Origin of the sequence: Nonomuraea monospora (genome assembly GCF_039531895.1) — a bacterium.
Lineage (GTDB): Bacteria > Actinomycetota > Actinomycetes > Streptosporangiales > Streptosporangiaceae > Nonomuraea > Nonomuraea monospora.
In genome coordinates, this window is sequence record NZ_BAAAQX010000031.1 from 70,475 (window position 1) to 96,101 (window position 25,627).

The following is a 25,627-nucleotide window of genomic DNA, read 5'->3' on the forward strand; positions in this document are numbered from 1 at the left end:
ACCAACGCTCCGCACCACTTCAAGATCATGAGCTCCGGCGGGCGCCGCCAGGTGTGAGCGTCCTCTTACGATTAGAAGCCTCTGGGAACCCCCACGGGCGGGCCGCCGTCATGCGTGTCGGAGACCCGCCGCGCTCGCCGTAGCTCACGCAGCGGTTCCCGCCGTCCGGTCGTGGCCCTAGCGCAGGGTTCCGTTCGTCATGCCCGCCGGCTCCTCCGGCACGGCGATCAGGCCGAGCTCGGACGGGGTGGCGAGCAGCGAGTGGCACGGCACCACGCGCACCGTGTAACCGAAGGCGCCCGTGCGGTCGAGCGGCACCACGCCCGTGTAGTGGGCGCGCCCGTCGTCGTCCACCGACCGGACGGTCAGCTTCGCGTACGACGGGTGCACCAGCTCGTCGTGCGGCCCGACCTTCCCGTACGCGGCCTCCACCATCACGTCGTCGGGCTCCAGGTCGCCGAGCGCGATCGTGGCGTGCAGCTCGATGGCGGCGCCCACCTCAGGCGTGTCGCCCACCCCGGCGGCCTCCACGTGCTCGACCCGCACCCCGGGCCACGCCCTGGTCACCCGCACCCGCCAGGCGGCGAACGCCTTCGCGGGGGCGTAGCCGTCGGCGCTGAGCGCGCGGGCGGAGGCGGCGGCCGGGTTGTACAGGCTCACGACGTAGTCGCGGAGCATGCGCCCGGCCAGGACCTTCGGCCCGAGCGAGGTGAGCGTGTGCTTGACCATCTCCATCCAGCGCCGCGGCAGGCCGTCGAGCGCCCGGTCGTAGAACCGGTCGGACACCTCATGCTCGATCAGGTCGTACAGGGCGGCGGCCTCCAGCTCGTCACGCCGGTCGGCGTCGCTGACGCCGTCGGCGGTGGGAATGGCCCAGCCGTTGGTGCCGTCGTACCACTCGTCCCACCAGCCGTCGCGGATCGACAGGTTGAGCCCGCCGTTGAGCGCGGACTTCATGCCCGAGGTGCCGGACGCCTCCAGCGGGCGCAGCGGGTTGTTCAGCCACACGTCGCAGCCCTGCACCATGAGCTGCCCGAGCGACATGTCGTAGTCGGGCAGGAACACGATCCGGTGCCGCACGTCGGCGCGGTCGGCGAACTTGACGATCTGCTGGATCAGCTTCTTGCCGCCCTCGTCGGCCGGGTGGGCCTTACCCGCGATGACGATCTGCACCGGCTTGTCGGGGTCGAGCAGCAGCTCGGTCAGGCGGGCGGGGTCGCGCAGCATGAGCGTGAGCCGCTTGTACGACGGCACCCGCCGGGCGAACCCGATGGTCAGCACGCCGGGGTCGAGCGCGTCGTCGATCCAGCCCAGCTCGGCGTCGGAGGCGCCGCGCTCGCGCCACGACCTGCGCAGCCGCTCCCTGGCCCCCTCGACGAGCCGCCTGCGCAGCACGCCGCGGATCTCCCAGATGTCGGCGTCGGAGATCTTCTGGATCGCCTCCCAGCCGCGGGCCCGCTCCAGCAGCGACGGCACCTCCCGGCCGGCCAGCTCCATCAGCTCCCTGCCGACCCAGGTGGGCGCGTGCACGCCGTTGGTGATCGAGCCGATCGGCACCTCGTCGAGGTCGAAGCCGGGCCAAAGATTTTTGAACATCTCCCGGCTGACCTCGCCGTGCAGCACGGACACCCCGTTGACCCGCTGGGCCAGCCGCATGCCCATGACGGCCATGTTGAACCGCCCAGGGTCGGCCTCCGCGCCCAGCGCCAGGATGCGCTCCACCGGCACCGTCGGCCAGGCGCTGGCGCCGCCGAAGTGCCGCGCGATCATGTCGATGGGGAAGCGGTCGATGCCGGCGGGGACGGGCGTGTGCGTGGTGAACACGGTGCCCGCGCGCACGGCCTCCAGCGCCTCGTCGAACGACATGCGGGCCTCGGTCAGCTCGCGGATGCGCTCCAGGCCGAGGAAGCCGGCGTGCCCCTCGTTGGTGTGGAACACCTCGGGCTCGGCATGACCGGTGATCTTGCAGTAGGCCCTGATCGCGCGCACGCCGCCGACGCCGAGCAGCAGCTCCTGCATGAGGCGGTGGTCGGTGCCGCCGCCGTAGAGGCGGTCGGTGATGTCGCGCGCGGCCGTGTCGTTGTCGGCCACGTCGGAGTCGAGCAGCAGCAGCGGGACCCGCCCGACCTGAGCCACCCACACCTGCGCGTGCAGCACGCGGTCGTCGGGCAGGGCCAGGCGGATCTTGACGGGCGTGCCCTCGGTGTCCTTGAGCAGGCTCAGCGGCAGGCCGCCCGCGTCGAGCGACGGGTAGTGCTCCAGTTGCCAGCCCTCTGGCGACAACGACTGGGTGAAGTAGCCGTGGCGGTACAGCAGGCCGACCGCCAGGATCGGCACGCCGAGGTCGCTGGCGGCCTTCAGGTGGTCTCCGGCCAGGATGCCGAGGCCGCCGGAGTACTGCGGCAGCGCGGCGGCGATGCCGTACTCGGGAGAGAAGTAGGCGATGGCCCGCGCGGCCTCGGGCAACGTCTGATACCACCGCGGCGAGGTCATGTATTCGCGCAGGTCGTCGGCCGCGTCGGCGAGGCGGCGCAGGAAGCGGCGGTCGGCCGCCAGCTCGCTCAGCCTGGCCGGTGACACGGCGCCGAGCAGCGCGACGGGATCATGGCCGACCTGTTCCCACAGAGCGGCGTCGACCTCCGCGAAGAGGTCCATCGTCTCCGGGTGCCAGGACCATCGGAGATTGTGGACGAGCTCGCCGAGGGCGGCCAGCTCCGCGGGCAGGACGGTGCGGACGGTAAACCGACGGATAGCTCTCACGTTTCTGCACCCTACGGGCTAGGAGGGACCTCTGAGTCCTTCACCCTCATGAAGGCCGTTCAAACCCCTTCCGGGAACAAGCATGAAGAGGGACTATTGGGGCAACTTTCCAGGTTGTTGGGCTCTCCCGTACACACCGACGGGAGGTCTATCCGCTGCTGTCCACAATTTACATGCAAGGATCGTTCCTGCCAGGGAAGCCTCCGGCGGCACCGGGAGTGCCGCCGCAAACTCTCGAATGCGATGATCGGACGAATTCCCATCACGGACATCTCCCCCGTCGTCGACTGCGGGCAGTGGCCCGCCAAAGCGGTCGCCGGCGAGACCTTCCAGGTCTCGGCGACCGTCTTCAGAGAGGGCCATGACGCCGTGGCCTCGGGTGTGGTGCTGACCTCGCCCGACGGCCAGCGAGGCCGTCTGAAACCCATGCGCGAACTCGCCCCGGGCACCGACCGGTGGGGCGTGGACGTGTGCCTGCCCGCCGAGGGCGACTGGCTGTTCCGCGTGGAGGCGTGGAGCGACCCGATCAGCACCTGGCTGCATGACGCCGAGATCAAGATCCCGCGCGGCATGGACGTCGACCTGATGTGCGAGGAGGGCGCCCGGCTGTTCGAGCGTGCCGCCAAGGCCGTGCGCGCCGCCGACTGTCCCAACGGCACTTCTCAGCAGAGTGGTACTGCCAAGCAGAAGAGTGGCACCGCCAAGCAGACCGGCAACGGCGACACCGCCTGCGGGCACCGCGCGGCCCTGCTGTCGATCTCGGCCACGCTGCGCGACGAGGACCTCGACCCGCGGGCCAGGCTCTCGATCGCCCAGCTTCCCGAGACGGCCGCGCTGCTGGAGGCCCACCCGCTCCGCGAGCTGGTGACCAGGTCGAAGTTCCACAAGATCAGGGTGGACCGGCGCCGGGCGCTCTACGGCTCCTGGTACGAGTTCTTCCCCAGGTCGGAAGGCGCGGTGGTGAACGAGCTCGGCATCTCGAAGTCGGGCACGTTCCAGACGGCCGCCAAGCGGCTGCCCGCCATCGCCAAGATGGGCTTCGACGTCGTCTACCTGCCGCCCATCCACCCGATCGGCACCACGTTCCGCAAGGGACGCAACAACACGCTCAGCCCCGAGCCCGACGAGCCGGGCTCGCCGTGGGCGATCGGCTCGGAGGACGGCGGCCACGACGCCATCCATCCCGACCTGGGCACCATCGAGGACTTCGACGAGTTCGTCGGCCGGGCCAGGGAGCTCGGCATGGAGGTCGCGCTCGACTTCGCCCTGCAGTGCTCCCCCGACCACCCGTGGGTCAAGGAGCACCCCGAGTGGTTCACGGTCAGGGCCGACGGGTCGATCGCGTACGCGGAGAACCCGCCGAAGAAGTACCAGGACATCTACCCGGTCAACTTCGACAAGGACCCCGAGGGCATCTACACCGAGGTCAAGCGGGTGCTGCGGCACTGGATGGACCACGGGGTGCGCATCTTCCGGGTGGACAACCCGCACACCAAGCCGGTGGCCTTCTGGGAGCGGCTACTGGCCGACGTGCACCGCACCGACCCTGACGTGATCTTCCTGGCGGAGGCGTTCACCCGGCCGGCGATGATGCGCACGCTGGCCAAAATCGGCTATCACCAGTCATATACGTATTACACCTGGAAAAACTCCAAATTTGATGTGGAGACATATCTGACGGAGCTCGCCCACGAGACCTCCTGCTATCTGCGGCCCAATCTGTTCGTCAACACGCCGGACATCCTGCACGAGTTCCTGCAGCACGGCGGCGTGCCCGCGTTCAAGATCAGGGCCGTTCTGGCGGCGCTCGCCTCACCCACCTGGGGCGTCTACTCGGGGTATGAACTCTCAGAGAACGTCCCGGTTCGCCCGGGAAGCGAGGAATACCTCGATAGCGAGAAATATCAATACAAACCGCGCGACTGGGCTGCGGCTGAACGTGAAGGGCGGAGCCTGGCTCCCTTCATCACGCATCTGAATTTGTTCCGAAGAGCGCATCCGGCGCTTCAGGAATTGCGTAATCTACGGTTCCACAGGGTCGACCAGGCGGACATCGTCTGCTTCTCCAAACGACTCCCGGGCGCCTATGACACGGCCACACGAAGGCACGGGCTGGGCGACGTCGTTCTGGCGGTCATCAACCTTGATCCGCACCACACCCACGAGGCAACGGTCGATCTTGACCTGCCCGCCCTCGGTCTCGACTGGAACGCCGAGTTCGTCGTGGACGACGAACTGTCAGGCGAGTCGTACCGCTGGCGGCAGAGCAACTATGTGCGCCTCGACCCCCACATCCAGCCTGCCCACATTCTCACCGTACGAGCCGCGCCACGGTAGAACTGAATTCAGCGGGGAGTCTTCAACGTGTGTGATAGCGCCTCCCTCATGAGCCACCTGCGGGGCGGCTCATGAGCTCCACACCCATTCCCAACACCTTTGACGAGGAAAAGCCGCGCGATCCTTACTGGTACAAGCGAGCGGTTTTCTACGAGGTCCTGATCCGCGGATTCGCCGATTCCAACGGCGACGGGACAGGCGACGTCAGAGGGCTCATCAGCAAGCTCGACTACCTGCAATGGCTGGGCGTCGACTGTCTCTGGCTGCTTCCGCTGTACGAGTCGCCGCTGCGTGACGGCGGCTACGACATCGCGGACTTCATGAAGATCCTCCCCGAGTTCGGCGACCTCGGGGACTTCGTGAAACTGGTCGACGAGGCACACAAACGCGGCATGCGCGTCATCGCCGACCTCGTCATGAACCACACCAGCGACGCCCACCCGTGGTTCCAGGCGTCCCGCCACGACCCCGAGGGCCCGTTCGGCGACTTCTATGTCTGGTCGTCCACCGATGAGAAGTACCAGGACGCCCGGATCATCTTCATCGACACCGAGACGTCCAACTGGACCTACGACCCGGTGCGGGGCCAGTACTACTGGCACCGCTTCTTCCACCACCAGCCGGACCTCAACTACGAGAACCCGGCCGTGCAGGAGGCGATGCTGGAGGTCCTGCGGTTCTGGCTGGACCTCGGCATCGACGGGTTCCGGCTGGACGCGGTGCCGTACCTCTTCGAGGAGGAGGGCACCAACTGCGAGAACCTGCCGAGGACGCACGAGTACCTCAAGCGGATCAGGGCCGACGTCGACCGGCTCTACCCCGACCGGGTGCTGCTGGCCGAGGCGAACCAGTGGCCCTCCGACGTCGTGGAGTACTTCGGCGACCCGGTCGGCGGCGGGGACGAGTGCCACATGGCCTTCCACTTCCCGCTGATGCCGCGCATCTTCATGGCCGTGCGCAGGGAGTCGCGCTACCCCATCTCCGAGATCCTCGCCCAGACGCCGAAGATCCCCGAGCACTGCCAGTGGGGCATCTTCCTGCGCAACCACGACGAGCTGACGCTCGAGATGGTCACGGACGAGGAACGCGACTACATGTACACCGAGTACGCCAAGGACCCCCGCATGCGGGCCAACGTCGGCATCCGCCGCCGCCTGGCGCCGCTGCTGGAGAACGACCGCAACCAGATCGAGCTGTTCACCGCCCTGCTCCTGTCGCTGCCCGGCTCCCCGGTGCTCTACTACGGCGACGAGATCGGCATGGGCGACAACATCTGGCTCGGCGACCGCGACGGCGTCCGCACCCCCATGCAGTGGGACCCCGACCGCAACGCGGGCTTCTCCGACTGCGACCCCGGCCGGCTCTACCTGCCGGTGATCATGGACCCCATCTACGGCTATCAGGCGATCAACGTCGAGGCGCAGCAGAAGAACGCCGGCTCGCTGCTGCACTGGACGCGCCGCATGATCGAGATCCGCAAGCGGCACCCGGTCTTCGGGCTGGGCGGTTACGCGGAGCTGAACTCCTCCAACCCGAGCGTGCTCGCCTTCGTCAGGGAGCTGGGCGACGACCGGATGCTGTGCGTGAACAACCTGTCACGCTTCCCGCAACCGGTCGAGCTCGACCTGCGCAGGTTCGTCGGAGTCTCCCCCGTGGAAACCATGGGAGGCGTACCATTCCCGGCAATTGGCGAACTTCCGTATCTTTTGACGCTTCCCGGGCATGGGTTCTATTGGTTCACACTCCCGCCGGCCATCACCCAGGAGGAGTAAGCCGTGCTTGACGAGCTCCTTGCCGCATGGATCAACCGCCAACGATGGTTCGGCGGCAAGGGGCGCCCGATCGACGACCTGTCGATCGACTCGGACGTCGAACTGACGCCCGGGCTACGGCACCTGATCGTCGCCGTCTGGCAGGAGGGCTCGCGGGACCGCTACCAGATCCTGCTGGGCGAGCGGGACGAGCTTCCCGACCGGCTCACCCACGCCCTCATCGGCACCGTCGGCGACAGTTACCTCTACGACGCCGTGCACGACAGCGAACGCACGAGCTGGCTGCTCGACGGCATGGCCCACGACGAGACCCGCAGCGGCCTGCGCATGCGGCACGTGGACGGCGTCACCATCGACACCACCCCGCGCAGCCTCGTGCTCGGGGCCGAGCAGTCCAACACCTCGCTGGTGTTCGGCGACTCCTACATCTGCAAGCTGTTCCGCCGGCTCATCCCCGGCGTGAACCCGGAACTGGAGATCGTCACCGCCCTGGCCGCCAGGGACGCGCCGCACATCGCGCAGCCGTACGGGTGGATCGAGGCCGACCTCGACGGCGTCAACACCACCCTCGCGATCACGCAGGAGTTCCTCAGCCCCGCCAACGACGGCTGGGACCTCGCCCTGGCCAGCGTCCGCGACCTGTACGCCTCCATGCCCGAGCTGCCCGCGGGCGACGCGGGCGGCGACTTCGCCGCCGAGGCGCTGCGGCTCGGCAGCGCCACCGCCCGCGTGCACCACGAGCTGGCCGCGGCCTTCCCCACGGGCGTCGTGGAGATCCACGAGATCAAGCGCATGGCCGAGGGCTTCAGGCGGCGGCTGGGCCGGGCCGTGTCCGAGGTGCCCGAGCTGCGTGAGCATGTGAGCGCCATCGAGGAGGCCTACCACCAGGTGGAGCTGCTCACCAACGAGGTGCCTGTGCAACGCGTTCACGGCGACTACCACCTCGGCCAGGTGATGCGGACCCCGACCGACTGGATCATCCTCGACTTCGAGGGCGAGCCAGGGCAGCCGCTCGCCGAGCGGCGGGCGCTGTACTCGCCGCTGCGGGACGTGGCGGGGATGCTGCGCTCGTTCGACTACGCGGCCAGGCACCTGCTGGCCGGCCATCCGCAGGCCGACGAGCTGGAGACCAGGGCGCAGGAGTGGGCCGACCGCAACCGGGCCGCCTTCCTCGACGGCTACACGCAGGGCGGCGGCGTCATCACTCCGGCGGACGCGGCGTTGCTGCGGGCGTTCGAGTTGTCCAAGGCGGTTTACGAGGTCGTGTACGAGGCCCGCAACCGGCCCTCCTGGATTCCGATCCCCCTCGCCGCCTTCCGCCCCCGCGCCGCTTAGCACTCCTGGCTCTCAGAGCTCTTCGACCAGGCCTGACAGGCCCTCGTGTCCCAGCCCGCGGGCGGTGCGCTGGTCGATGAGGGCCTTCAACGGCAGCAGCAGATCCGGCTTGACCCCCTGCTCGCGGAAGGCCCGCACCAGGTTCTCCACGCCCGCCCGGTTGATCTCCAGGTTGGACACCTGGGTGCTGTGATCGCCCGACGCCATCTTCTCCGCCCACACAGGCTGCTGCGCGGCCATCGCGTTCAGCCACGGCACGAGCAGCGACGACACGAAGTCCGTGAGCGGGTACCCGGCCGACCTGACCAGCGCGGCGGCCTCCAGCAGCCCGGCGATCTGGCCGTACATGCCGGTCAGCATGGCCAGGTCCAGCAGCGGCGCCATGCCGGGGTCCTCGCCGGTGTAGCGGGCCTCGGCCATGGCGGCCAGCGCCCCCTCGTGCCGGTCGAAGGCCTGCTTGGAGCCGCTGTAGAGGATGAGCGCGCCCGGCTGGGCGATCATCTGGGGGACGGCCATGATGCCGCCGTCCACGTACTCGCCGCCGCGCTCCGCCACCCACTCCGCCAGCTCGCGGGCCTCGGACGGGCGGCCGGTGGTGAGATTGGCGACGACCCGGCCCTCCAGCGGCGCGCTCTCAAGCGTGGGGATCACGGACGGGTAGTCGAGCAGGCAGACGATCACCAGCGGGCTCGCGGCGACGGCCTCCTCGGGGGTGGCCGCCTGCTTGGCGCCCTTGGCGAGCAGGGGTTCGGCCTTGGCGGGCGTCCGGTTCCAGACCGTGACCTGGTGCCCGGCGTTCAGGAGGCTCTCGGCGAGGGCGGTGCCCATGAGTCCGAGGCCCAGCACGGAGATATTTTCCGACATTTCGGTGTTCCTTACTGGATGAGGAGGTTTGTGCGCTTCCACGGTGCTGGTGGGCGGTTATGGTCGGGTTCTGGATTCGTTATGGGGGGCGGATGCGGTACGGGGTGCTGGGGCCGCTCGCGGTGTGGGCACCGGACGGGCAGCCGGTCCAGGTGCCCGAGGTCAAGGTCAGGGCGCTGCTGGCGGGGCTGCTGATCCAGGCTGGGCGGACGGTGTCCGCCGACCGGCTGATCGAGGACCTGTGGGGCGACCGGCCACCCGCCGACGCCCCGGCGGCGCTGCGGGTGAAGGTGTCGCAGCTCCGCCGGGTGCTCGGTGATCGGGAGCTGGTGGCGTACCGGGCTCCCGGGTACGTGCTGCGGGCCGAGCCCGAGTCCGTGGACGCGGGGCTCTTCGAGTCGCTGCTCCTGCGCGCCCGGCGCGCCGGAGACCTGGAGACGCGGGCGTCGCTGCTGCGCGAGGCGCTCGGGCTGTGGCGGGGCAGCGCCTACGCCGAGTTCGCCGACGAGCCGTTCGCCAGGGCCGCGGTGGCCCGGCTGGACGAGCAGCGGCTGGTGGCGCTGGAGGAGCTGGCCGAGACGCGGCTCGGGCTCGGCGAACACGCGCCGCTCGCCGCCGAGCTGGCCGACCTGGTGGCCGAACATCCCCTCCGCGAACGGCTCCGCGCCGTGCACCTGCGAGCCCTCTACCGGGCCGGACGCCAAGGGGAGGCGCTGGCCGGCTACGGCGACCTGCGGCGGCGGCTGGCCGTTGAACTCGGGCTGGATCCTGGGCCCGAGCTGGTGGCCCTCCACCAGGCGATCCTGGAGCAGGACCCGGCCCTGGATGCGCCCGCCGCGCGGCCCCGTACGAACCTGCCCGCGCCCCTCACACCGCTGGTCGGGCGGGACGAGGCGGTGGCCGAGGTGCGGGCGCTGCTGCGCGCCAACCGGCTCGTCACGCTCACGGGGCCGGGCGGCGTCGGCAAAACCCGCCTCGCCCTCGCCGCCGCCGCTGTGCCGACCGAGGGGGCGGTGTGGGTGGTGGAGTTGGCGTCGGTAGGGGCCGGGGCGCAGGTGGTCGAGGTGGCCGAGGCGGTCGCCGCCGTGCTGGGGCTGCGGGACGACGGGCCGGCGTGCGTGACGGAGCGCCTGCCCGGCGTGCTGGCGGCCGAGCCCACGCTGCTCGTCCTGGACAACTGCGAGCACGTGATCGAGCAGGTCGCCACGCTGGCGGCCCAGCTCCTGCGCGCCGCCCCCGGCCTGCGCATCCTGGCCACCAGCCAGGAGTCGCTGCGGATCGAGGGCGAGGCCCTGTGGAGCGTGCCGCCGCTGACGAGGGAGGCGGCGGTGGAGCTGTTCACCGCGCGGGCCGGGATCGAGCCGGACGCCGACGTCGCCGAGATCTGCGCGCGGCTGGACGGCATCCCCCTGGCCCTGGAGCTGGCCGCCACACGCATGCGCACGCTGACCCCGAGGCAGCTCGCCGACCGCCTGGACGACCGGTTCCGGCTGCTCAGCGCCGGGATGCGGGACGCCCCCGCCAGGCAGCGCACGTTGCGGGCGATGATCGACTGGAGCTGGGAGCTGCTGACGGACGCCGAGCGGCTGGTGTTGCGGCGCCTGGCCGTGCACGCCGACGGCTGCACGCTGGAGGCGGCCGAGGACGTCTGCGCCGAGCCCGGCCTGGACGTGCTCGACACGCTGGCCCGCCTGGTGGACCGCTCCCTGGTGGTGCGGACGGCCGGGGCTCCGCGGTTCCGGCTGCTGGAGTCGGTGGCCGCGTACTGTCAGGAGCGGCTGCGGGAGGCGGGTGAGCTGGAGGAGGTGCGGCTGCGGCACGTACGCCACTACGCCGCTCTGGCCGCCCGGCTGGAACCGGCCCTGCGTGGACCCGGGCAGAGTCGCGCGCTCGCGCGGCTCGACGCCGAGGCCGCGAACTTCAGGGCGGCCCTGGACACGGCGGTCCGCGCGAAGGCGGCGGGCGAGGCGCTGGCTCTGGTGAACGACCTGTCCTGGTACTGGGTGCTGCGCGGCAGGCTGGGCGAGGCACGCCGCGCCCTGGAGTCAGCGCTGTCCGTAGCGGTGCCGGGTGGGTCGGCGATGGCGCAGGCGCGAGTGTGGCTGGCCGGGTTCGAGCTGCTGGCGGGTCACCTCGTACCGCTGGACGGCACGCTGTTCGAGGCCGTCGAGGGCCCGCTCGCGCAGGCGCGGGCGCGGTGGTTCGCCGGGTTCGCCCTGTTCGGGTATGAGGATCTGGCGGCGAGCGGGGAGCTGCTGGAGACGGCGCTGGCGCAGTTCCGCCGGCTCGGCGACCGCTGGGGCACGGCCGCCGCGCTCACCCTGCTGGGCAGGCACGCCGCCATGCGCGGCGACCTGGCGGCGCTGCGGGACAGCGCCGGGCAGGGGCTGGCCCTGTTCAGGGAGGTCGGCGACCGGTGGGGCGAGCTGCGCGCGGCGGAGAACCTGGGCACCTGGGCCGAGATCACCGGCGACTACGAACGGGCCACGGAGCTGCGCCTGGAGGTGCTGGCGATGGCCGAGGAGCTGGGGCTGTGGAGTTCGGTGTCCGACGCGCTGTCCCGGCTGGGCCGGATCGCGCTGCTGACGGGCGACCACGTACGGGCGGACGACTATCACGAGCGGGCCAGGCGGCTGGCGGCGGCGCAGTCGAACCGGCCGGCCGAGGAGTTCGCCGAGCTGGGCCTGGCGTTGAGCGCGCGCAGGCAGGGCAGGCTGGAGGAGGCGGAGCGGCGGTTGCGGGCCTGGCTGGGCTGGGTCGAGGACGTGGCGGGCGACCCGGGCGCGGCGCTGATCCTGGCCGAGCTGGGCTTCGTGGCCGAGCAGCGCGGCGACGCGGCGCAGGCGCTGGACCTGCAGCGGCAGGGGCTCGTGGTGGCGCGCAAGGTGGGCGACCCGCGGGCGACCGCGCTGGCGCTGGAGGGGCTGGCGGGGGCGCTGGCCCTGCGCGGGAGGCCTGAGGAGGCGGCGCGGCTGCTGGGCAGGGCCGCCGCGCTGAGGGAGTCGGTGGGCGCGCCGCTGCCGCGCGGCGAGCGGGGCGACGTGGATCGGATCACGGCGGCTCTGCGCACGGCGCTGGGCCCGGACGCGCTCGCGACGGCTCTGGCGGCCGGTGCAGGCCTGACGCTGGAGGACCAGGCGCTCGAAGACCTGACGCTGGAGGACCAGGCGCGGGAAGACCGGGCGCGGGAGGGCCGTCCCAGAGTGGGGTCCTCGCCCGATGACGGCACCGTCATGGGAGTCGCCCGAGCCGTCCCCTAAACCCAAGAACACCACTGATTTTCGCACTTCCCGTGATTGTCCCGGTGAAAGCGGGCAGTGCCTGTGATGGACGGGTCATCATGAGGCACTGTTGGGAGCATGCCGATGAGGACAGAGCTCGACCGCCTGGCGGGCGGCGCGCACCACGATCCCCACTCCGTACTCGGAGCACACCCCGTGAGCGGCGGGGTGGTGTTCCGCGCGCTGCGGCCGCTCGCCGAGCGCGTGCGGGTGGTGCTGGAGGACGGCTCTTCCCACGACATGAGACATCAGGCTCATGGGGTGTTCGAGGTGACGGTGCCGGGGCTGGACAAGGTGCCGACGTACACGTTGAGCGTCAAGTACGCGGGCTCGGAGCCGCAGGAGGTGCGCGACCCGTACCGGCACTGGCCCACGCTCGGTGAGGTGGACCTGCACCTGATCGGCGAGGGGCGGCACGAGCGGCTGTGGGAGGTGCTCGGGGCGCGCGTGCTGGAGCACGAGGACGTCCAGGGCACAGCGTTCGCCGTCTGGGCGCCGAACGCGCGCGGCATCAGGGTGGTCGGCGACTTCAACCACTGGGACGGCGTCGCCCATCCGATGCGGTCGCTGGGCCGGTCGGGCGTGTGGGAGCTGTTCGTGCCGGACCTGGGCGCGGGGCAGCGGTACAAGTATCAGATCCTGGGCGCCGACGGGGTGTGGCGCGACAAGGCCGACCCGATGGCCAGGCGCACCGAGGTGCCGCCGATGACGGCGTCGGTGATCGACAAGTCCGACTACAGCTGGCAGGACGACGCCTGGATGGTCGAGCGCCGCGAGCGGCAGGCGCAGACCGGGCCGATGAGCATCTACGAGGTGCACCTGGGCTCGTGGCGGCCGGGCCTGTCGTACGTGGAGCTGGCCGACCAGCTCTCCGAGTACGTCGCCGACCTGGGCTTCACGCACGTGGAGTTGCTGCCGGTGGCCGAGCACCCGTTCGGCGGGTCGTGGGGCTACCAGGTGACCTCCTACTACGCGCCGACGGCGCGGTTCGGCACGCCCGACGAGTTCCGTCACTTCGTGGACCGCATGCATCAGCACGGCATCGGCGTGCTGCTCGACTGGGTGCCCGCGCACTTCCCGATGGACGACTGGGCGCTGGCCCGCTTCGACGGCACGCCGCTGTACGAGCACGCCGACCCGGGCAGGGGCGAGCACCCCGACTGGGGCACGTACGTGTTCGACTTCGGCCGCAGGGAGGTGCGCAACTTCCTGGTGGCGAACGCGGTGTTCTGGCTGAAGGAGTTCCACATCGACGGCCTGCGGGTGGACGCGGTGGCCTCGATGCTCTACCTCGACTACTCGCGGCGCGAGGGCGAGTGGACGCCGAACGTGTACGGCGGCAGGGAGAACCTCGACGCGGTCGAGTTCCTCAAGGAGATGAACTCCGTCGCCTACCGTGAGGCGCCCGGCATCTCGACCGTGGCCGAGGAGTCGACGGCCTGGCCGGGGGTCTCGCGCCCGGTGCATCTGGGCGGCCTGGGCTTCGGCTTCAAGTGGAACATGGGCTGGATGCACGACACGCTCAAGTACCTGAGCCGCGAGCCGATCTTCCGCCAGTACCACCACCACGAGATGACGTTCTCGCTGCTGTACGCCTACTCGGAGAACTACGTGCTGCCGCTGTCGCACGACGAGGTCGTGCACGGCAAGGGCTCGCTGCTGGGCAAGATGCCGGGCGACGAGTGGCAGCGGTTCGCGCAGCTCCGGGCGTTGCTGGCGTTCATGTGGGCGCATCCGGGCAAGCAGTTGCTGTTCATGGGCGGCGAGTTCGGCCAGGGCTCGGAGTGGTCGGAGAGCCGCGGGCTCGACTGGTGGGTGCTGGAGTTCGACGGGCACCAGGGCGTGCAGCGGCTGGTGCGCGACCTGAACCGGCTCTACCGCGAGACGCCGGCGCTGTGGGAGCAGGATTCGCGGCCGGAGGGCTTCCGGTGGATCGACGCCGACGACGCCTCGGGTAACACGCTGTCGTTCGTCCGGTTCGCGGCCGACGGGTCCGCGGTGGCGTGCGTGGTGAACTTCAGCGGCGGGCCGTACGAGAACTACCGGCTGGGGCTCCCGTACGGGGGCCGCTGGACGGAGGCGGTCAACACCGACGCCTACGACTACTGGGGCAGCGGCGTGGGCAACCTCGGGGCGGTCGAGGCCGAGGGCGAGCCGTGGCACGGGCTGCCGTACTCCACGACGTTGCGGGTGCCGCCGCTGGGCGCGGTGTGGCTCACGCACGCGGGAAGCAGGCTGAACGGTTGAGGTGCACCCGCTGAAAGTTCGGTGAGAAACCCCCCGGGGGCCTGTGCCTCTGGGGCAAATCGCCCTAAACTCCGAGATCATCCCCCTCGGAGGACGCGTGCGATTCCGCCCACTGATCGTCAGCACGATCGCCCTGGCCCTGCTGCCGCTTTCGGGCCCCGCTTACGCGGAGGATCCGACGCCGACGCCGACCTCTGTGCAACAGCCGCCGGCGGAGGATCCCGCCGACCCGGGCAGCAAGGTCGAGGACGGCTTAGGCGTGGACGGCGGCACCGAGCGGGCCATCGTCGAGCTGACCGACCCGGCCGAGACCGCCCCCGTGGCCTCCCAGGCCGCGGCCGAGAGCGTGGACGTGGTGCTGCAGCCGCAGAGCCAGAGTTTCATGGTCGTGGAGGGCACCGCGGAGGAGCTGGCCAAGCTCGCCGAGGACCCGCGGGTCTCCTCCATCCACCGTGACCGCACGTACACGCCGGCGGAGGTGGCCCCCAGCCTTTCCCTGATCGGCGCCGACAAGGTGCACGCCGCCGGGAACGCGGGCGCGGGCCAGGCCGTGGCCGTCCTCGACACCGGCATCGACGTGGACCACCCGTGGTTCGCCGGCCGGATCGTCGCCCAGGCGTGCTTCTCCGCCACGGAGGACAGCGGGGTCGTCTCGCTCTGCCCGAACGGCCAGAACCAGCAGACGGACGGCAACGCGGCGGACGCGATGACCCCCAACTGCCTGCTCGACGGCGTGAACCTGTGCGACCACGGCTCCCACGTCGCGGGCATCGCGGCCGGCACCGGAGGCGTGGCGCCGGGCGCGGGCATCGTGGCGGTGCAGGTGTTCAGCCGGCTCAACGACGAGGACAGTTGCGGCGAGCCCTCTTGCCTGGTGGCGTACGAGTCGTCGCTGCGCCAGGCCCTCGACTACGTGGCGGGCCTGAGCCAGCCCGTCGCGGCGGTGAACATGAGCCTCGGCGGCATGCTGTACGACGCGAGCTGCGACGCCACCGAGGAAGGCGCGATCTTCAAGGAGAAGTTCGACGCGCTGCTGACCAAGGACATCGCGACGGTGGTGGCCGCGGGCAACGAGTACTACGAAGGCACGGCCCACCCGGCCTGCGTCTCCACGGCGGTCGCCGTCGGCGCCAACGACAACTCCGACGTCATCGCCGACTGGTCGAACCGCGGCCCGCTGCTCGACCTGTTCGCGCCGGGCGTGGACATCGAGTCGTCGGTGCCCGACAACACCACGGTCGCCTACAGCGGCACCTCGATGGCGACCCCGCACGTGGCCGGCGCGCTGGCGCTGATGAGGGCGGCCTCGCCGGACAAGCCGATGACCGAGCTGATCGAGACGCTGAAGACCACCGGCAGGCCGTACGTCTACGACGTGGCCGGCACCCAGGTCACCACCCCGCGCCTGGACCTGGCGGCGGCCCTGACCGGCGGGGCCGTGCAGCCGCCCGTCACGCAGAGCCCGTCCCCTGTGACGGACGACACCACCCCCGAGCCCGACCCGAGCGACAGCAGCGGCCCCACCCCGGAGCCCGAGGACCCGGCGGAGCCCGAGCCCACGCCGTCGTCGTCCTCCACCCCGGTGCCGCTGCCGACCGTGACGGTCACGGTGACCGTGACGGAGACGGCCAAGCCGCCGGCCACGGTGTGCACGCGGGGCACCTCCGCCGAGAAGCTGACGGCCAAGAAGTGGGCCGTGGAGCTGCACCGTTCGACCGGCACGATCTCGGACGAGACGCTCACCTGCTACCTGAAGCTGGTCGGCAAGTCGAGCAAGGTGTTCCCCGAGCTGACGAAGGCCTCGTCGCTGGGCAAGGCGTACCGCGTGCTGAAGAGCCCCAAGACCCGCAAGGCCAAGCTGGACGCCGCGCTGCTGACGGCCTGGCTGAACTGGGCGAACGGCACGAACGGCACGACGGCTCTGGCCTCGGCCGAGAAGGTCAGGCTCAGCAGCAAGCCGTCCGCGGCGGCGCTGAAGAAGGCCACCACTAACATCCTCAAAACCGTCAAATAACTCGATTTCCTGAAAAGGCCGGTCACTTCAGACCGGCCTTTTCTCTTGTGTCCCTACTAAGCAAAAACGCCTCCAACGTTTAATCGGGTTACATACGTCACTGACATCACAGTTGTCGCAGGTGGGGATGTAAGCGGCTGTACGCAGCCGGGAGCCGCAAAAGCTTCACGGCTTCCAGCCTCCGGGAGGAAAAGTGAGGCTACGGTCTCTACTGGTCGGCGCGACAACGCTGGCCATGACGTCCGGCGCCCTCTGCGCCGGGCCGGCTCTGCAAGCCGACACCACCGACACTGGTGACCCGATCATCAGCCCCGCGCTCGTTTCGGAGATCGCCGAGAAGAGCGCGGTCCGCTCCATCATCCAGCTCAAGCCAGGCCAGAGCGTCGAGGCCGTGGCCGCCGATCTCGAACAGGCCTCGGAGGGCAGCCGCGTCCTGGAGGCGGCGGAGTCGCCCAACTTCTTCGTCGCCGAACTCGACGGCGCGACGCTGGAGAAGCTCAAGCAGGACGCGCGCGTCCAGTCGGTCTACAAGGACGAGCTGAGCGCGCCCTTGCTCGACTCCAGCACCGCCAGGATCCGCTCCGTCCAGGCGAACGCGGCCGGCTGGAACGGCACGGGCACCACCGTCGCCGTGCTCGACACCGGCATCGACAGCGACCACCCGTTCTTCACCGGCCGGATCGCGGACGAGGCGTGCTTCTCCTCATCCTCCGGCCGGGACGGCGCCGTCTCGCTCTGCCCGAACAATCAGCCCAGCCAGACCGGCCCAGGCGCCGCCAACGTCGAGATCCCGCAGTGCACGGTCAACGGCCAGAACGCCTGCTCGCACGGCTCGCACGTGGCCGGGATCGCCGCGGGCAAGATGGTGACGGGCGCGCCCGCCAACGGCGTCGCGCCCGAGGCGCGCGTGCTACCGATCCAGGTGTTCAGCCGCATCGACAACCCGCTGACCTGCGCGATCGGCGGCTCGACCGCGCCGTGCTTCCTCAGCTACACCTCCGACCAGAAGCTGGCGCTGGAGTACGTGACGCGGGTGGTGCGGACGTTCAACGTGGCGTCGGTGAACATGAGCCTGGGCGGCGCCCGCGGCTACACCGAGGCCTGCGACACGGACGCGACCGCCGCGGCGGTCAAGCCGGAGTTCGACGCACTGGTGGGGCTGGGAGTGGCCCCGGTGGTCGCGGCGGGCAATTCCGGCCTGCCGAACGCCGTCTCCTCGCCCGCCTGCATCTCCACGGCCGTGGCGACGGGGGCGACGGACGACGCCGACGCGCTGGCCCCGTTCACCAACCGCGGCAACCTGCTCGACCTGTTCGCGCCGGGCGTGGCCGTCAACTCGGCGGTGCCGGACGACGCGTACGGGGAGAAGGCCGGCACCTCGATGTCCGCGCCGCACGTGGCGGGGGCGTTCGCGCTGATGCGGCAGGCGTTCCCGGAGTTCACGGTGGCGCAGAGCCTGCAGCGGCTGCAGGACACCGGCACGCCCATCTCGTTCGACTCGTCGGGCACGGCGGTGATCAAGTCGCGGATCGACATGGAACGCGCCACGACCACCACCCGCGCCCCCGTCAACCCCGGCGTCTGACCTTTGAGGGGCCGGGGGCTGTTCCCCGGCCCCCTTTGACGGCTATAACTCTGACATCAGTTGTTGAATCACCACACTCCCGTAGAAATCACCCCCCGGAGGAGCAGTTGAGACTGTCGTCTCTGCTGGCCGGCGCCATCGCGTTAGCCGCCACCTCGGCGGCCCTGGTCGCCACACCCGCCCTCGCCGACCCGGAAACCAAGATCGACCCCGCGATCACCGCCGCCGGCGAACACCGCACGATCGTCCACGTGCGCCGCCCCGCCCAGGTCGCGACCGCGCAGTCCAGCGCCGAAGCGGTCAAGCAGGACAGAAGGAACGTCGAGCCGGCCCCGCCCCTCGACCTCGGCTTCTTCGTCTACCGCGGCACCCGCGCCGAGTTGGAACAGATCGCCCAGCAGTCGGACGTGGTCTCCATCCGCAAGGACAAGCTCAACGAGCCCACCCTCGTGGAGAGCATCCCCCTGATCGGCGCCGACAAGGCACACCGCGTCGGCTACACCGGCAAGGGCACCGCCGTCGCCATCCTCGACTCCGGCATCGACAACGACCACCCCGCCTTCGGCGACCGCATCGTCGCCCAGGCCTGCTTCTCCGCCACCGACCCTGTAGACGGCTCCACCCCGCTGTGCCCCAACGGCAGCCAGTTCCAGATCGGCGACGGAGCAGCCGACGCCGACACGCCCGCGTGCACCACCGGCGCCCCGCAACCCCAGTACGGCCTCTGCTACCACGGCACCCACGTGGCGGGCATCGCAGCCGGCCAGCGCACCCCCGAATTCCCGGCCCCCGGCGTCGCCCCCAAAGCCAAGATCGTCGCCGTCCAGGTCTTCAGCCGCTTCGACAACTCCCCCTACTGCCCGGGCCGCCCCGTCTGCGTCCTGGCCTACGACTCCTCCATCCTGACCGGCATGGCCTACGCCGACCTGCTCGCCGACCAGCACAACATCGCCTCCGTCAACCTCAGCCTCGGCGGCGGCCAGTACGACGAGGCCTGCGACGCAGGCGACGGCGCCGACTTCAAGGCCGAGGTCGACAAACTCCTCGCCAAGGGCACCGCCACCGTCGTCGCCTCCGGCAACAACGGCTTCGAAGCGGCCGTCTCGTGGCCGGCCTGCGTCTCCAACACCGTCGCCGTCGGCGCCACCTCCAAGCAGGACACCGTCGCCACCTTCTCCAACCGCGGCCCCCTGCTCGACCTGTACGCCCCTGGAGTCGGCATCACGGCGGCCATCGCCGGCAACACCTACGCCAGCCTGAACGGCACGTCCATGGCGGCCCCGCACGTCACGGGGGCTCTTGCGCTGCTGCGGCAGCAGCGCAAGCATGCGACGGTGGAGCAACTGGTGGGGGCGTTGCAGCGGACGGGGAAGCCGATCGCTTACTTGAGCGGGGACACGGAGATCACCACGCCCCGCATCGACGTCTGGTCCGCCCTCCGCAAGGGGTGACCCTTTGCACGATGGGGTAGTTGCCCGCCCCGAAAGGGCTTCGCCGGAGGCGCTTCGCGCACACAGCTCAGGCGCTTTTATTCAGGCGCCTCCGGCGCACCCCAGGCGCCTCCGGCGCCTCTCGCCCACCCCAATCCCATTTACCGGGTTGGCCGTTGGGAGCCCACCCCGAAACAAGGGCTTCGCGAGAGGCGCTTCGCGCAGTCGAGCTCAGGCGCTTTGATCAGGCGCCTCCGGCGCAACCCCAGCGCCTCCGGCGCCACTCGGCCCGCGTCCTTGCCCGTCTCCCAATCCCCGCAAGGGCTCCCACCCAGGTTGTCCCACCCAGGTTGTCCCACCCAACATCACCCCAGCCCTCACCCCGTGGGCTGGGTCTGCTGCCAGACGTCACGTCCCCCACTCCACAATTCGGACGCGTGGTAAGCGAACCGATCGAACAACCCATCGTCCTGACACCGCCGCAGATGCAACATCGGCGAGTCGTGCCCGACGAGCTTGGCCAGGTGAGGCGTGACGAGCATCTCCGCGTCGAACCGGAACACGCTCATGGCGATGTGCTCGTCACCGTACCGGGCCTCGACTCCGGGGACGTCGCGTAGCCGCTCGATCTCCGACAAGGTGATCCGGATCCGCGTGGACACGGTCAGCGGGACGTTCTCCACTTCCTCGCGGCGCCGGGTGATGTCGCTCTCCGGGTCACCGACGAGGAATCGGATCTTGCAGCCCTGCTGTGCCTTCCGCTTGAGGGCCTTGGCCAGGTTCGGGTGTTCCAGCCAGAGGAAGTAGTTCGTGTAACCGGCGAACACGATCTCATTGCGCGCTGTGTTGATGAGATTGCGCCAGATCGATTTCGGACATGCGGACCTATACGGATAAACCGTCAATACTTCCTTGTCCGGCCCTGTTTTCACTGTATTGCGGATTGCGTCCGGCCAAAGCACGACTGTCTCAACTCCTAGCGCCTCTGCAGCGGCCCATTGGTGTCGAAGGTGCGGAATTCGACTTTCGTCCTGCAGCCAGCGTTCCACCGTCTTGACGTCCACGCCACATCGATCCGCCAAGGTCCGGTTGGTGACCTGGGCGTTCAGCATGGCGCTACGCAGGGAGACGTTGGCCACAGTCACCTCTCAGCGGAGGACGTCAGGGACGTTTTCGAGCGTAATACCAGAACGTCCTGGACGTCTTGATAACGCGGTGTGTTTGTCACGCCCGGGTAAGCACGCTGGCCTCATGCCTACACCGGTCATTCTCGAAGACCTCCAGGACGCCTTTCCCGGTTGGTGTATATGGCGTAGTTCTGCCGGGCGCCTTTGGGCCACCAGAAACGGCAGGCGGCTATCCCGGGCGGAGGTGAATCATGGCCTGTGCCAGACGCTCGACGCCGACGACGTCGCCTCGCTCGCTGAGCAGTTGAGGCGGCAGGAAGCAGTGGAGCAGGCACTATGAGTTTCTCCTCGCCACGCATGGGCTGTCGTGCCGAGATCGTGGGCATGCTGCACAGCCCGGCACGCACTCGCGCCTTCGCCGCGTTGCTGCTCGGCCGGCACGGCACCGTCGTGGGGTGCTCCGTAACGAGACCTTGGCCCTGCTCGAACTCGACGGGCAGTGGGACGATCTCCTGATCTGCGGCAACGCGACGGATCTGGGAAGACATACGGCCCGTGGCTACCGACTCGGTCTTTCCGACGAGAAGAGGAACGCCGTACAACATGCCGTACCAGTCAACCGTAAGGTCAGCTTGTGCGGTGAGGTGGTGCGCCCGCTTCCGACTCTCGGCTGGTGCCTGCCGTTCCTGCCCACGGCTACGCGAGCCTGTCCGGCATGCATTCGCCTGTCCGCACAACCTTGAGAAGCGGTGCGACGCATAAATCTGCAGCCCAGGTCCCCCCATGGCCATCACCACCCCACCGTCCGAGTCCGCCAGCGCGCTCAGATGCCCGCCGCGACCTTGAGGAGGACGACGCCCGCGATGATCGCGGCGAACGAGCCGAGCTTGGCACGGGTGATCTTCTCCTTGTAGATGAGGGCGCCGAGCACGACGGTGCCGATGGAGCCGACGCCCGTCCAGATGGTGTAGCCGACGCCGACGTCGAGGGTCTTGAGTGCCAGGCTGAGCGTGAAGATGCCGCCGGCGGCCGAGAGCAGGGTGAAGACGGACGGCCAGAGCCGGGTGAAGCCCTTGGTGGCGTTGGTGCCGAGCGCGAAGCCGATCTCGAAGACGATCGCGACGGACAGGTAGATCCAGGCCATGGTGACGCTCCTACGGTTCAGACAGTGGGCGAGGGACGGGTCAGACGGTGGGTGAGCGGCGGGTCAGACGGTGGGTGAGCGGCGGGTCATACAGTGGGCGAGGGGCGGGTGGAGGACAGGCGGTCGGCGAGTTTGAGGCCGAGCACGCCGCCGATGATGAGGACGAAGGCCAGCGCCTTCCACACGGTCATCTCCTCACCGAAGATCACAGAGCCGAGCACGACGGTGCCGACGGAGCCGATGCCGGTCCAGACGGTGTAGCCGACGCCGACGTCCAGGGTTTTCAGTGCCAGGCTCAGGAAGAAGATCCCGCCGGCCGCGGCGCCCGCGGTGAGCAGGGACGGGCCGAGCCGGGTGAATCCTTCGGTGGCGTTGGTGGCCAGTGCGAAGACGACTTCGAACACTGCCGCGATGAGCAGGTAGATCCAGGGCATCGAGGGCTCTCCTCAGGAATTTGCATGTATATGCAAGTAGTTAAGGTCAGCAAGAGGATGTATGTACATGTATCTTGTTGTCAAGCGGGCACCTCGTTCACTGCGGGAGCGCCCCAGCACCGGGAGGCACCATGACCGCCGCACCGCCCGTCTCCGACGTGGCCTCGATGTGGAACCACGTCCTGCTCCTGCACGCCCGCGTGGAGAGCAAGCTGGGCACGGCGCTCCAGCGGCGGCACGGGATCGGGCTGTCGGAGTACCGCGCGCTCGGCCACCTGGCGGCCGCTCCCCGCAGTGAGCTGCGCATGCAGGAGCTCGCCGACAGGCTCGGGCTGAACCAGAGCTCGGTGACGCGGCTGGTGGCGCGGCTGAACGCGGCCGAGTTCACGTATCGGGATCTGTGCCCGGATGACAAGCGTGGCGTCTACACGGTGATCACCGAGGCCGGGCGCGATCGGTACGGTGAGGCCACCCGGACGTACGAGGACACGTTGCGGGCGGCGCTGGAGGAGGCGGGACAGGCGGACCCGACGCTCGCCGCAGCGGTGACGGCCCTGGGCGCCAGCTTGGCAAGCCCAGGCGCAACCGGCTGAGGCCCACCGAGCCCAGGCGCGTCCGCCTGAGGCCCACCGAGCCCAGGCGCGTTCGGCTCAGGCCCACTGAACTCAGGCACCACCGCCTGATGGCAGGCTCTCGTACCATGATTGCGTGCAGGGCCTTCTCCGCTCGTTGTGGGACGAGCCCCGTCCGCCCCAGGCGCCGCGCCGGGTGTGGCGCGACTGGGCGCTCGTGGCACTGCTCGCCGTCGCCACCCTGCTGGAGGGCACGCTGCGGACCGACCTCCAGTGGCGCCCCATCTCGGTGATCTTCCCGCTGGTGATGGTGCCCACCCTGTTATGGCGCCGTACGCACCCGCTGCCCGCCCTGGCGATCCCCGTGGTCGGCTCGGCGCTGGTCCAGCTCGTCACGGGCGCCGATCCGGCCGAGCTGGCCTCCTCCGCCTACATCCTGATCCTCCTGTACGCGTTGTCCCGCTGGGGTTCGGGCCGGGAGATAGCCGCCGGGCTGCTGCTGATCACCGTCGCGGTGCTGGCCGCCGTGGTGACCGGGCACATCAGGGGGCCGGACACCGCCGGCGCGTACGCGGTGGTGTTCGCGGGGATCGCGCTGGGCGGCACCTTCCGCTACCGGGCCAGGGCCAGGATGCGCGAGCTGGACCAGGTCAAGCTGCTCGAACGCGAGCAACTGGCCCGCGACCTGCACGACACCGTGGCCCATCACGTCTCGGCGATGGCGATCAGGGCCCAGGCGGGCATCGCGACCGCCGCCTCCGACCCGGACGCCGCCGTGGACGCGTTACGGGTGATCGAGGCGGAGGCGTCCCGTACCCTCGCCGAGATGCGGACCATGGTGCGGGTGCTGCGCCGCGACCACGGGGCGGCGATGCCGGACCTGGCGCCCAACCCGCACCTCGCCGACCTGCATCGGCTCGCCGGACGGGGGCGCGTCGGGCCGGTCGTGGACGTGCGGATCGACGGTGACCTCGACGGCGTGCCCGCGTCCGTCGGAGCCGCCGTCTACCGGATCGCCCAGGAGTCGGTCACCAACGCGCGGCGGCACGCCAGGCACGCCACCCGGATCGAGGTCAGCGTGGCCGCCGACGACTCCGCCGTGCGCCTGCGGGTGAGCGACGACGGCGACAGCACGGCGGGGCGGTCCGTCACCTCGCCCGGGTACGGGCTGCTCGGCATGATCGAACGTGCCGGGCTGCTCGGCGGCACCTGTGAAGCCGGTCCCAACCCCGGTCGCGGCTGGACCGTGACCGCCGTACTGCCTCGAACGGGAGCCTCCAGATGACCACAGCACCGACGGGGCACCCGGGCCAGGGCGAGGCCATCCGGGTGATCGTCGCCGACGACCAGGAGATCGCCCGCACCGGCCTGCGGATGATCCTCGACGCCCAGCCCGGCATCGAGGTCATCGCCGAGGCGGCCGACGGTCACCGCGCCGTCGAGCTGGCCAGGCGGCTGCGTCCGGACGTGTGCCTGTTCGACATCCGCATGCCCCGCTGCGACGGCATCGAGGCCACCCGCTCCCTGGCGGGCCCGGACGTGGCCGACCCGATGGCCGTGGTCGTCATCACCACGTTCGACCTGGACGAGTACGTCTACGCCGCGCTGCGGGCGGGCGCCCGCGGTTTCCTGCTCAAGGACGCGGGCCCGCAGCTCCTGTCCCAGGCGGTCCGGGCGGCGGCGGGCGGGGACGCGCTCATCGCCCCCAGCATCACCGCCCGCCTGCTGTCCGCGTTCGCGGGCACGGACCCGGCCCAGCCGCGCGTGCAGCCGATCGAGCCGCTGACGGAGCGGGAGGAGGAGATCCTGCTGACCGTGGCGCGGGGGCGGACCAACAGCGAGATCGCGGACGAGCTGCACATCTCGCTGTCCACGGTGAAGAGCCATGTCGCGAGCCTGATGACCAAGCTCGGCGTCCGCAACAGGGTCGAGATCGCCATGTGGGCGTACGAGACGAACCGCGTCAAACCCCGCTGACGGGACCCGGGCGCGACCAGCTCAGGCGGCGCTGACCCGCCACCCCCGCCGCCGGATGATCACCTCGGCCACGACGGCGTTGACGGCCCAGCCCGCCCCCAGCAGCATCGCCCGGGTGAAGTGATCAGGCTCTCCCACGGCCCCGATCCACACCGCCTGTGTGAAGGCCTGCGTGCCCGCCCCGAGCCCCATCGCGTACGCGCGCATCATCCAGGCCCGATGCCGCCGCACGTCGCGCCGGCGAATGGCGGCGAGGCCGAGCACCAGGGAGCCGAGCATGACCGTCCCCGCCACCCACCGGAACACCCCCACCAGCCCTTCGTCACCGGGCGGCAGCTCGGCGAAGGCGGTCATCCACAGCCCGGACCCCGCCGCCACCAGCCCGAACCCGACCAGCGCCCGCCCCGCCGCCCGGTGCCACGCGCGCCGGCGCCGCCGGAACCGGGGCGCGAACTGGAACGCGCCCACCACGCTGTAGACGGTCACGGCCACGATGTGCGCGACGATCGGCCCCGGCGAGGCGAAGAACCGGCTGTTGGCGGCCGTGATCTCGGCTCCCCCGGCCAGCTCGGTGAGGCGGACGCCGCCCGCCAGCACGGGCACGAAAGCGAGCAGGATCAGCCCGGCGGGTACGAGCCAGCTCGTCCTGGGGGCCGCGAGGTCGTTGGACATGCCCCGATGGTGACCGCCGGGGCCGCCCCCGCTCATCGCCCTGACGGCCCGTCCTGGATGAGCCGTTCGGCCAGTC

Annotated in this window: 17 protein-coding genes; 11 read left to right on the top strand and 6 right to left on the bottom strand. The window is 70.1% G+C overall.

The genetic code is table 11. From position 1 onward, the window contains the following. Positions 1-177 precede the first annotated feature (177 nt). Positions 178-2,760 (bottom strand): alpha-glucan family phosphorylase, encoded by a 2,583-nt coding sequence (glgP, locus tag ABD331_RS42895; RefSeq protein ID WP_344488402.1) that lies wholly within the window; start codon positions 2,758-2,760, stop codon positions 178-180. Between the two features lie 243 nt (positions 2,761-3,003). Between glgP and ABD331_RS42900 the strand changes: the two genes are divergently transcribed. The 3 genes from ABD331_RS42900 to ABD331_RS42910 all read left to right on the top strand — a co-directional run bounded on the left by ABD331_RS42900 (position 3,004) and on the right by ABD331_RS42910 (position 8,204). After that, the gene (locus ABD331_RS42900; RefSeq protein ID WP_344488404.1) at positions 3,004-5,097 is read left to right on the top strand and encodes an alpha-1,4-glucan--maltose-1-phosphate maltosyltransferase; all 2,094 of its coding nucleotides are present in this window, start codon (positions 3,004-3,006) and stop codon (positions 5,095-5,097) included. A 71-nt stretch (positions 5,098-5,168) separates the two neighbouring features. Beyond that, on the top strand, positions 5,169-6,869 hold the full coding sequence (gene treS, locus ABD331_RS42905; protein WP_344488406.1) for a maltose alpha-D-glucosyltransferase: 1,701 nt from the start codon (positions 5,169-5,171) through the stop codon (positions 6,867-6,869). A gap of 3 nt (positions 6,870-6,872) precedes the next feature. Then, positions 6,873-8,204 (top strand): maltokinase N-terminal cap-like domain-containing protein, encoded by a 1,332-nt coding sequence (locus ABD331_RS42910; RefSeq protein ID WP_344488408.1) that lies wholly within the window; start codon positions 6,873-6,875, stop codon positions 8,202-8,204. A 12-nt stretch (positions 8,205-8,216) separates the two neighbouring features. Here the strand turns inward: ABD331_RS42910 and ABD331_RS42915 are convergent, their stop codons facing one another. Further along, positions 8,217-9,068 carry an NAD(P)-dependent oxidoreductase gene (locus ABD331_RS42915; protein ID WP_344488410.1) on the bottom strand — a complete coding sequence of 284 codons (852 nt, stop codon included), beginning with the start codon at positions 9,066-9,068 and terminating at the stop codon, positions 8,217-8,219. 92 nt (positions 9,069-9,160) lie between these two features. Here ABD331_RS42915 and ABD331_RS42920 point away from each other — a divergent pair, with 92 nt between their 5' ends. The 5 genes from ABD331_RS42920 to ABD331_RS42940 all read left to right on the top strand — a co-directional run bounded on the left by ABD331_RS42920 (position 9,161) and on the right by ABD331_RS42940 (position 19,646). Then, positions 9,161-12,328: an AfsR/SARP family transcriptional regulator gene (locus ABD331_RS42920; protein WP_344488412.1), complete on the top strand. Its 3,168-nt coding sequence runs from the start codon at positions 9,161-9,163 to the stop codon at positions 12,326-12,328. A 105-nt stretch (positions 12,329-12,433) separates the two neighbouring features. After that, the gene (gene glgB / locus ABD331_RS42925) at positions 12,434-14,596 is read left to right on the top strand and encodes a 1,4-alpha-glucan branching protein GlgB (RefSeq protein WP_344488414.1); all 2,163 of its coding nucleotides are present in this window, start codon (positions 12,434-12,436) and stop codon (positions 14,594-14,596) included. 97 nt (positions 14,597-14,693) lie between these two features. Further along, positions 14,694-16,610 carry a S8 family peptidase gene (locus ABD331_RS42930; RefSeq protein ID WP_344488416.1) on the top strand — a complete coding sequence of 639 codons (1,917 nt, stop codon included), beginning with the start codon at positions 14,694-14,696 and terminating at the stop codon, positions 16,608-16,610. Between the two features lie 193 nt (positions 16,611-16,803). Next, positions 16,804-18,195, top strand: coding sequence for a S8 family peptidase (locus tag ABD331_RS42935; RefSeq protein WP_344488418.1), 1,392 nt, complete (start codon positions 16,804-16,806; stop codon positions 18,193-18,195). A 107-nt stretch (positions 18,196-18,302) separates the two neighbouring features. Further along, positions 18,303-19,646, top strand: a complete 1,344-nt coding sequence (locus ABD331_RS42940) for a S8 family peptidase (protein WP_344488420.1) — start codon at positions 18,303-18,305, stop codon at positions 19,644-19,646. A 356-nt stretch (positions 19,647-20,002) separates the two neighbouring features. On the opposite strand, the gene ABD331_RS42945 is transcribed toward ABD331_RS42940, so the two are convergent. The 3 genes from ABD331_RS42945 to ABD331_RS42955 form a co-directional block, all read right to left on the bottom strand. Further along, positions 20,003-20,764, bottom strand: a complete 762-nt coding sequence (locus tag ABD331_RS42945; protein WP_344488423.1) for a hypothetical protein — start codon at positions 20,762-20,764, stop codon at positions 20,003-20,005. 811 nt (positions 20,765-21,575) lie between these two features. Then, positions 21,576-21,896: a DMT family transporter gene (locus ABD331_RS42950; protein ID WP_344488425.1), complete on the bottom strand. Its 321-nt coding sequence runs from the start codon at positions 21,894-21,896 to the stop codon at positions 21,576-21,578. An 86-nt stretch (positions 21,897-21,982) separates the two neighbouring features. Then, entirely contained in the window at positions 21,983-22,330 is a 348-nt protein-coding gene (locus ABD331_RS42955; RefSeq protein WP_344488427.1) for a DMT family transporter, read from the bottom strand. A 131-nt stretch (positions 22,331-22,461) separates the two neighbouring features. On the opposite strand from ABD331_RS42955, the gene ABD331_RS42960 reads away from it, so the two are divergent. From ABD331_RS42960 to ABD331_RS42970, 3 genes are all read left to right on the top strand, one after another. After that, positions 22,462-22,923, top strand: a complete 462-nt coding sequence (locus ABD331_RS42960) for a MarR family winged helix-turn-helix transcriptional regulator (protein ID WP_344488429.1) — start codon at positions 22,462-22,464, stop codon at positions 22,921-22,923. A 115-nt stretch (positions 22,924-23,038) separates the two neighbouring features. Next, on the top strand, positions 23,039-24,187 hold the full coding sequence (locus ABD331_RS42965) for a sensor histidine kinase (protein ID WP_344488431.1): 1,149 nt from the start codon (positions 23,039-23,041) through the stop codon (positions 24,185-24,187). Beyond that, positions 24,184-24,879, top strand: a complete 696-nt coding sequence (locus ABD331_RS42970; protein ID WP_344488433.1) for a response regulator — start codon at positions 24,184-24,186, stop codon at positions 24,877-24,879. Before ABD331_RS42965 ends, ABD331_RS42970 begins: the two co-directional genes overlap by 4 nt. Before the next feature lie 21 nt (positions 24,880-24,900). On the opposite strand, the gene ABD331_RS42975 is transcribed toward ABD331_RS42970, so the two are convergent. Then, positions 24,901-25,551, bottom strand: coding sequence for a DUF2306 domain-containing protein (locus tag ABD331_RS42975; RefSeq protein ID WP_344488435.1), 651 nt, complete (start codon positions 25,549-25,551; stop codon positions 24,901-24,903). Positions 25,552-25,627: the final 76 nt, after the last annotated feature.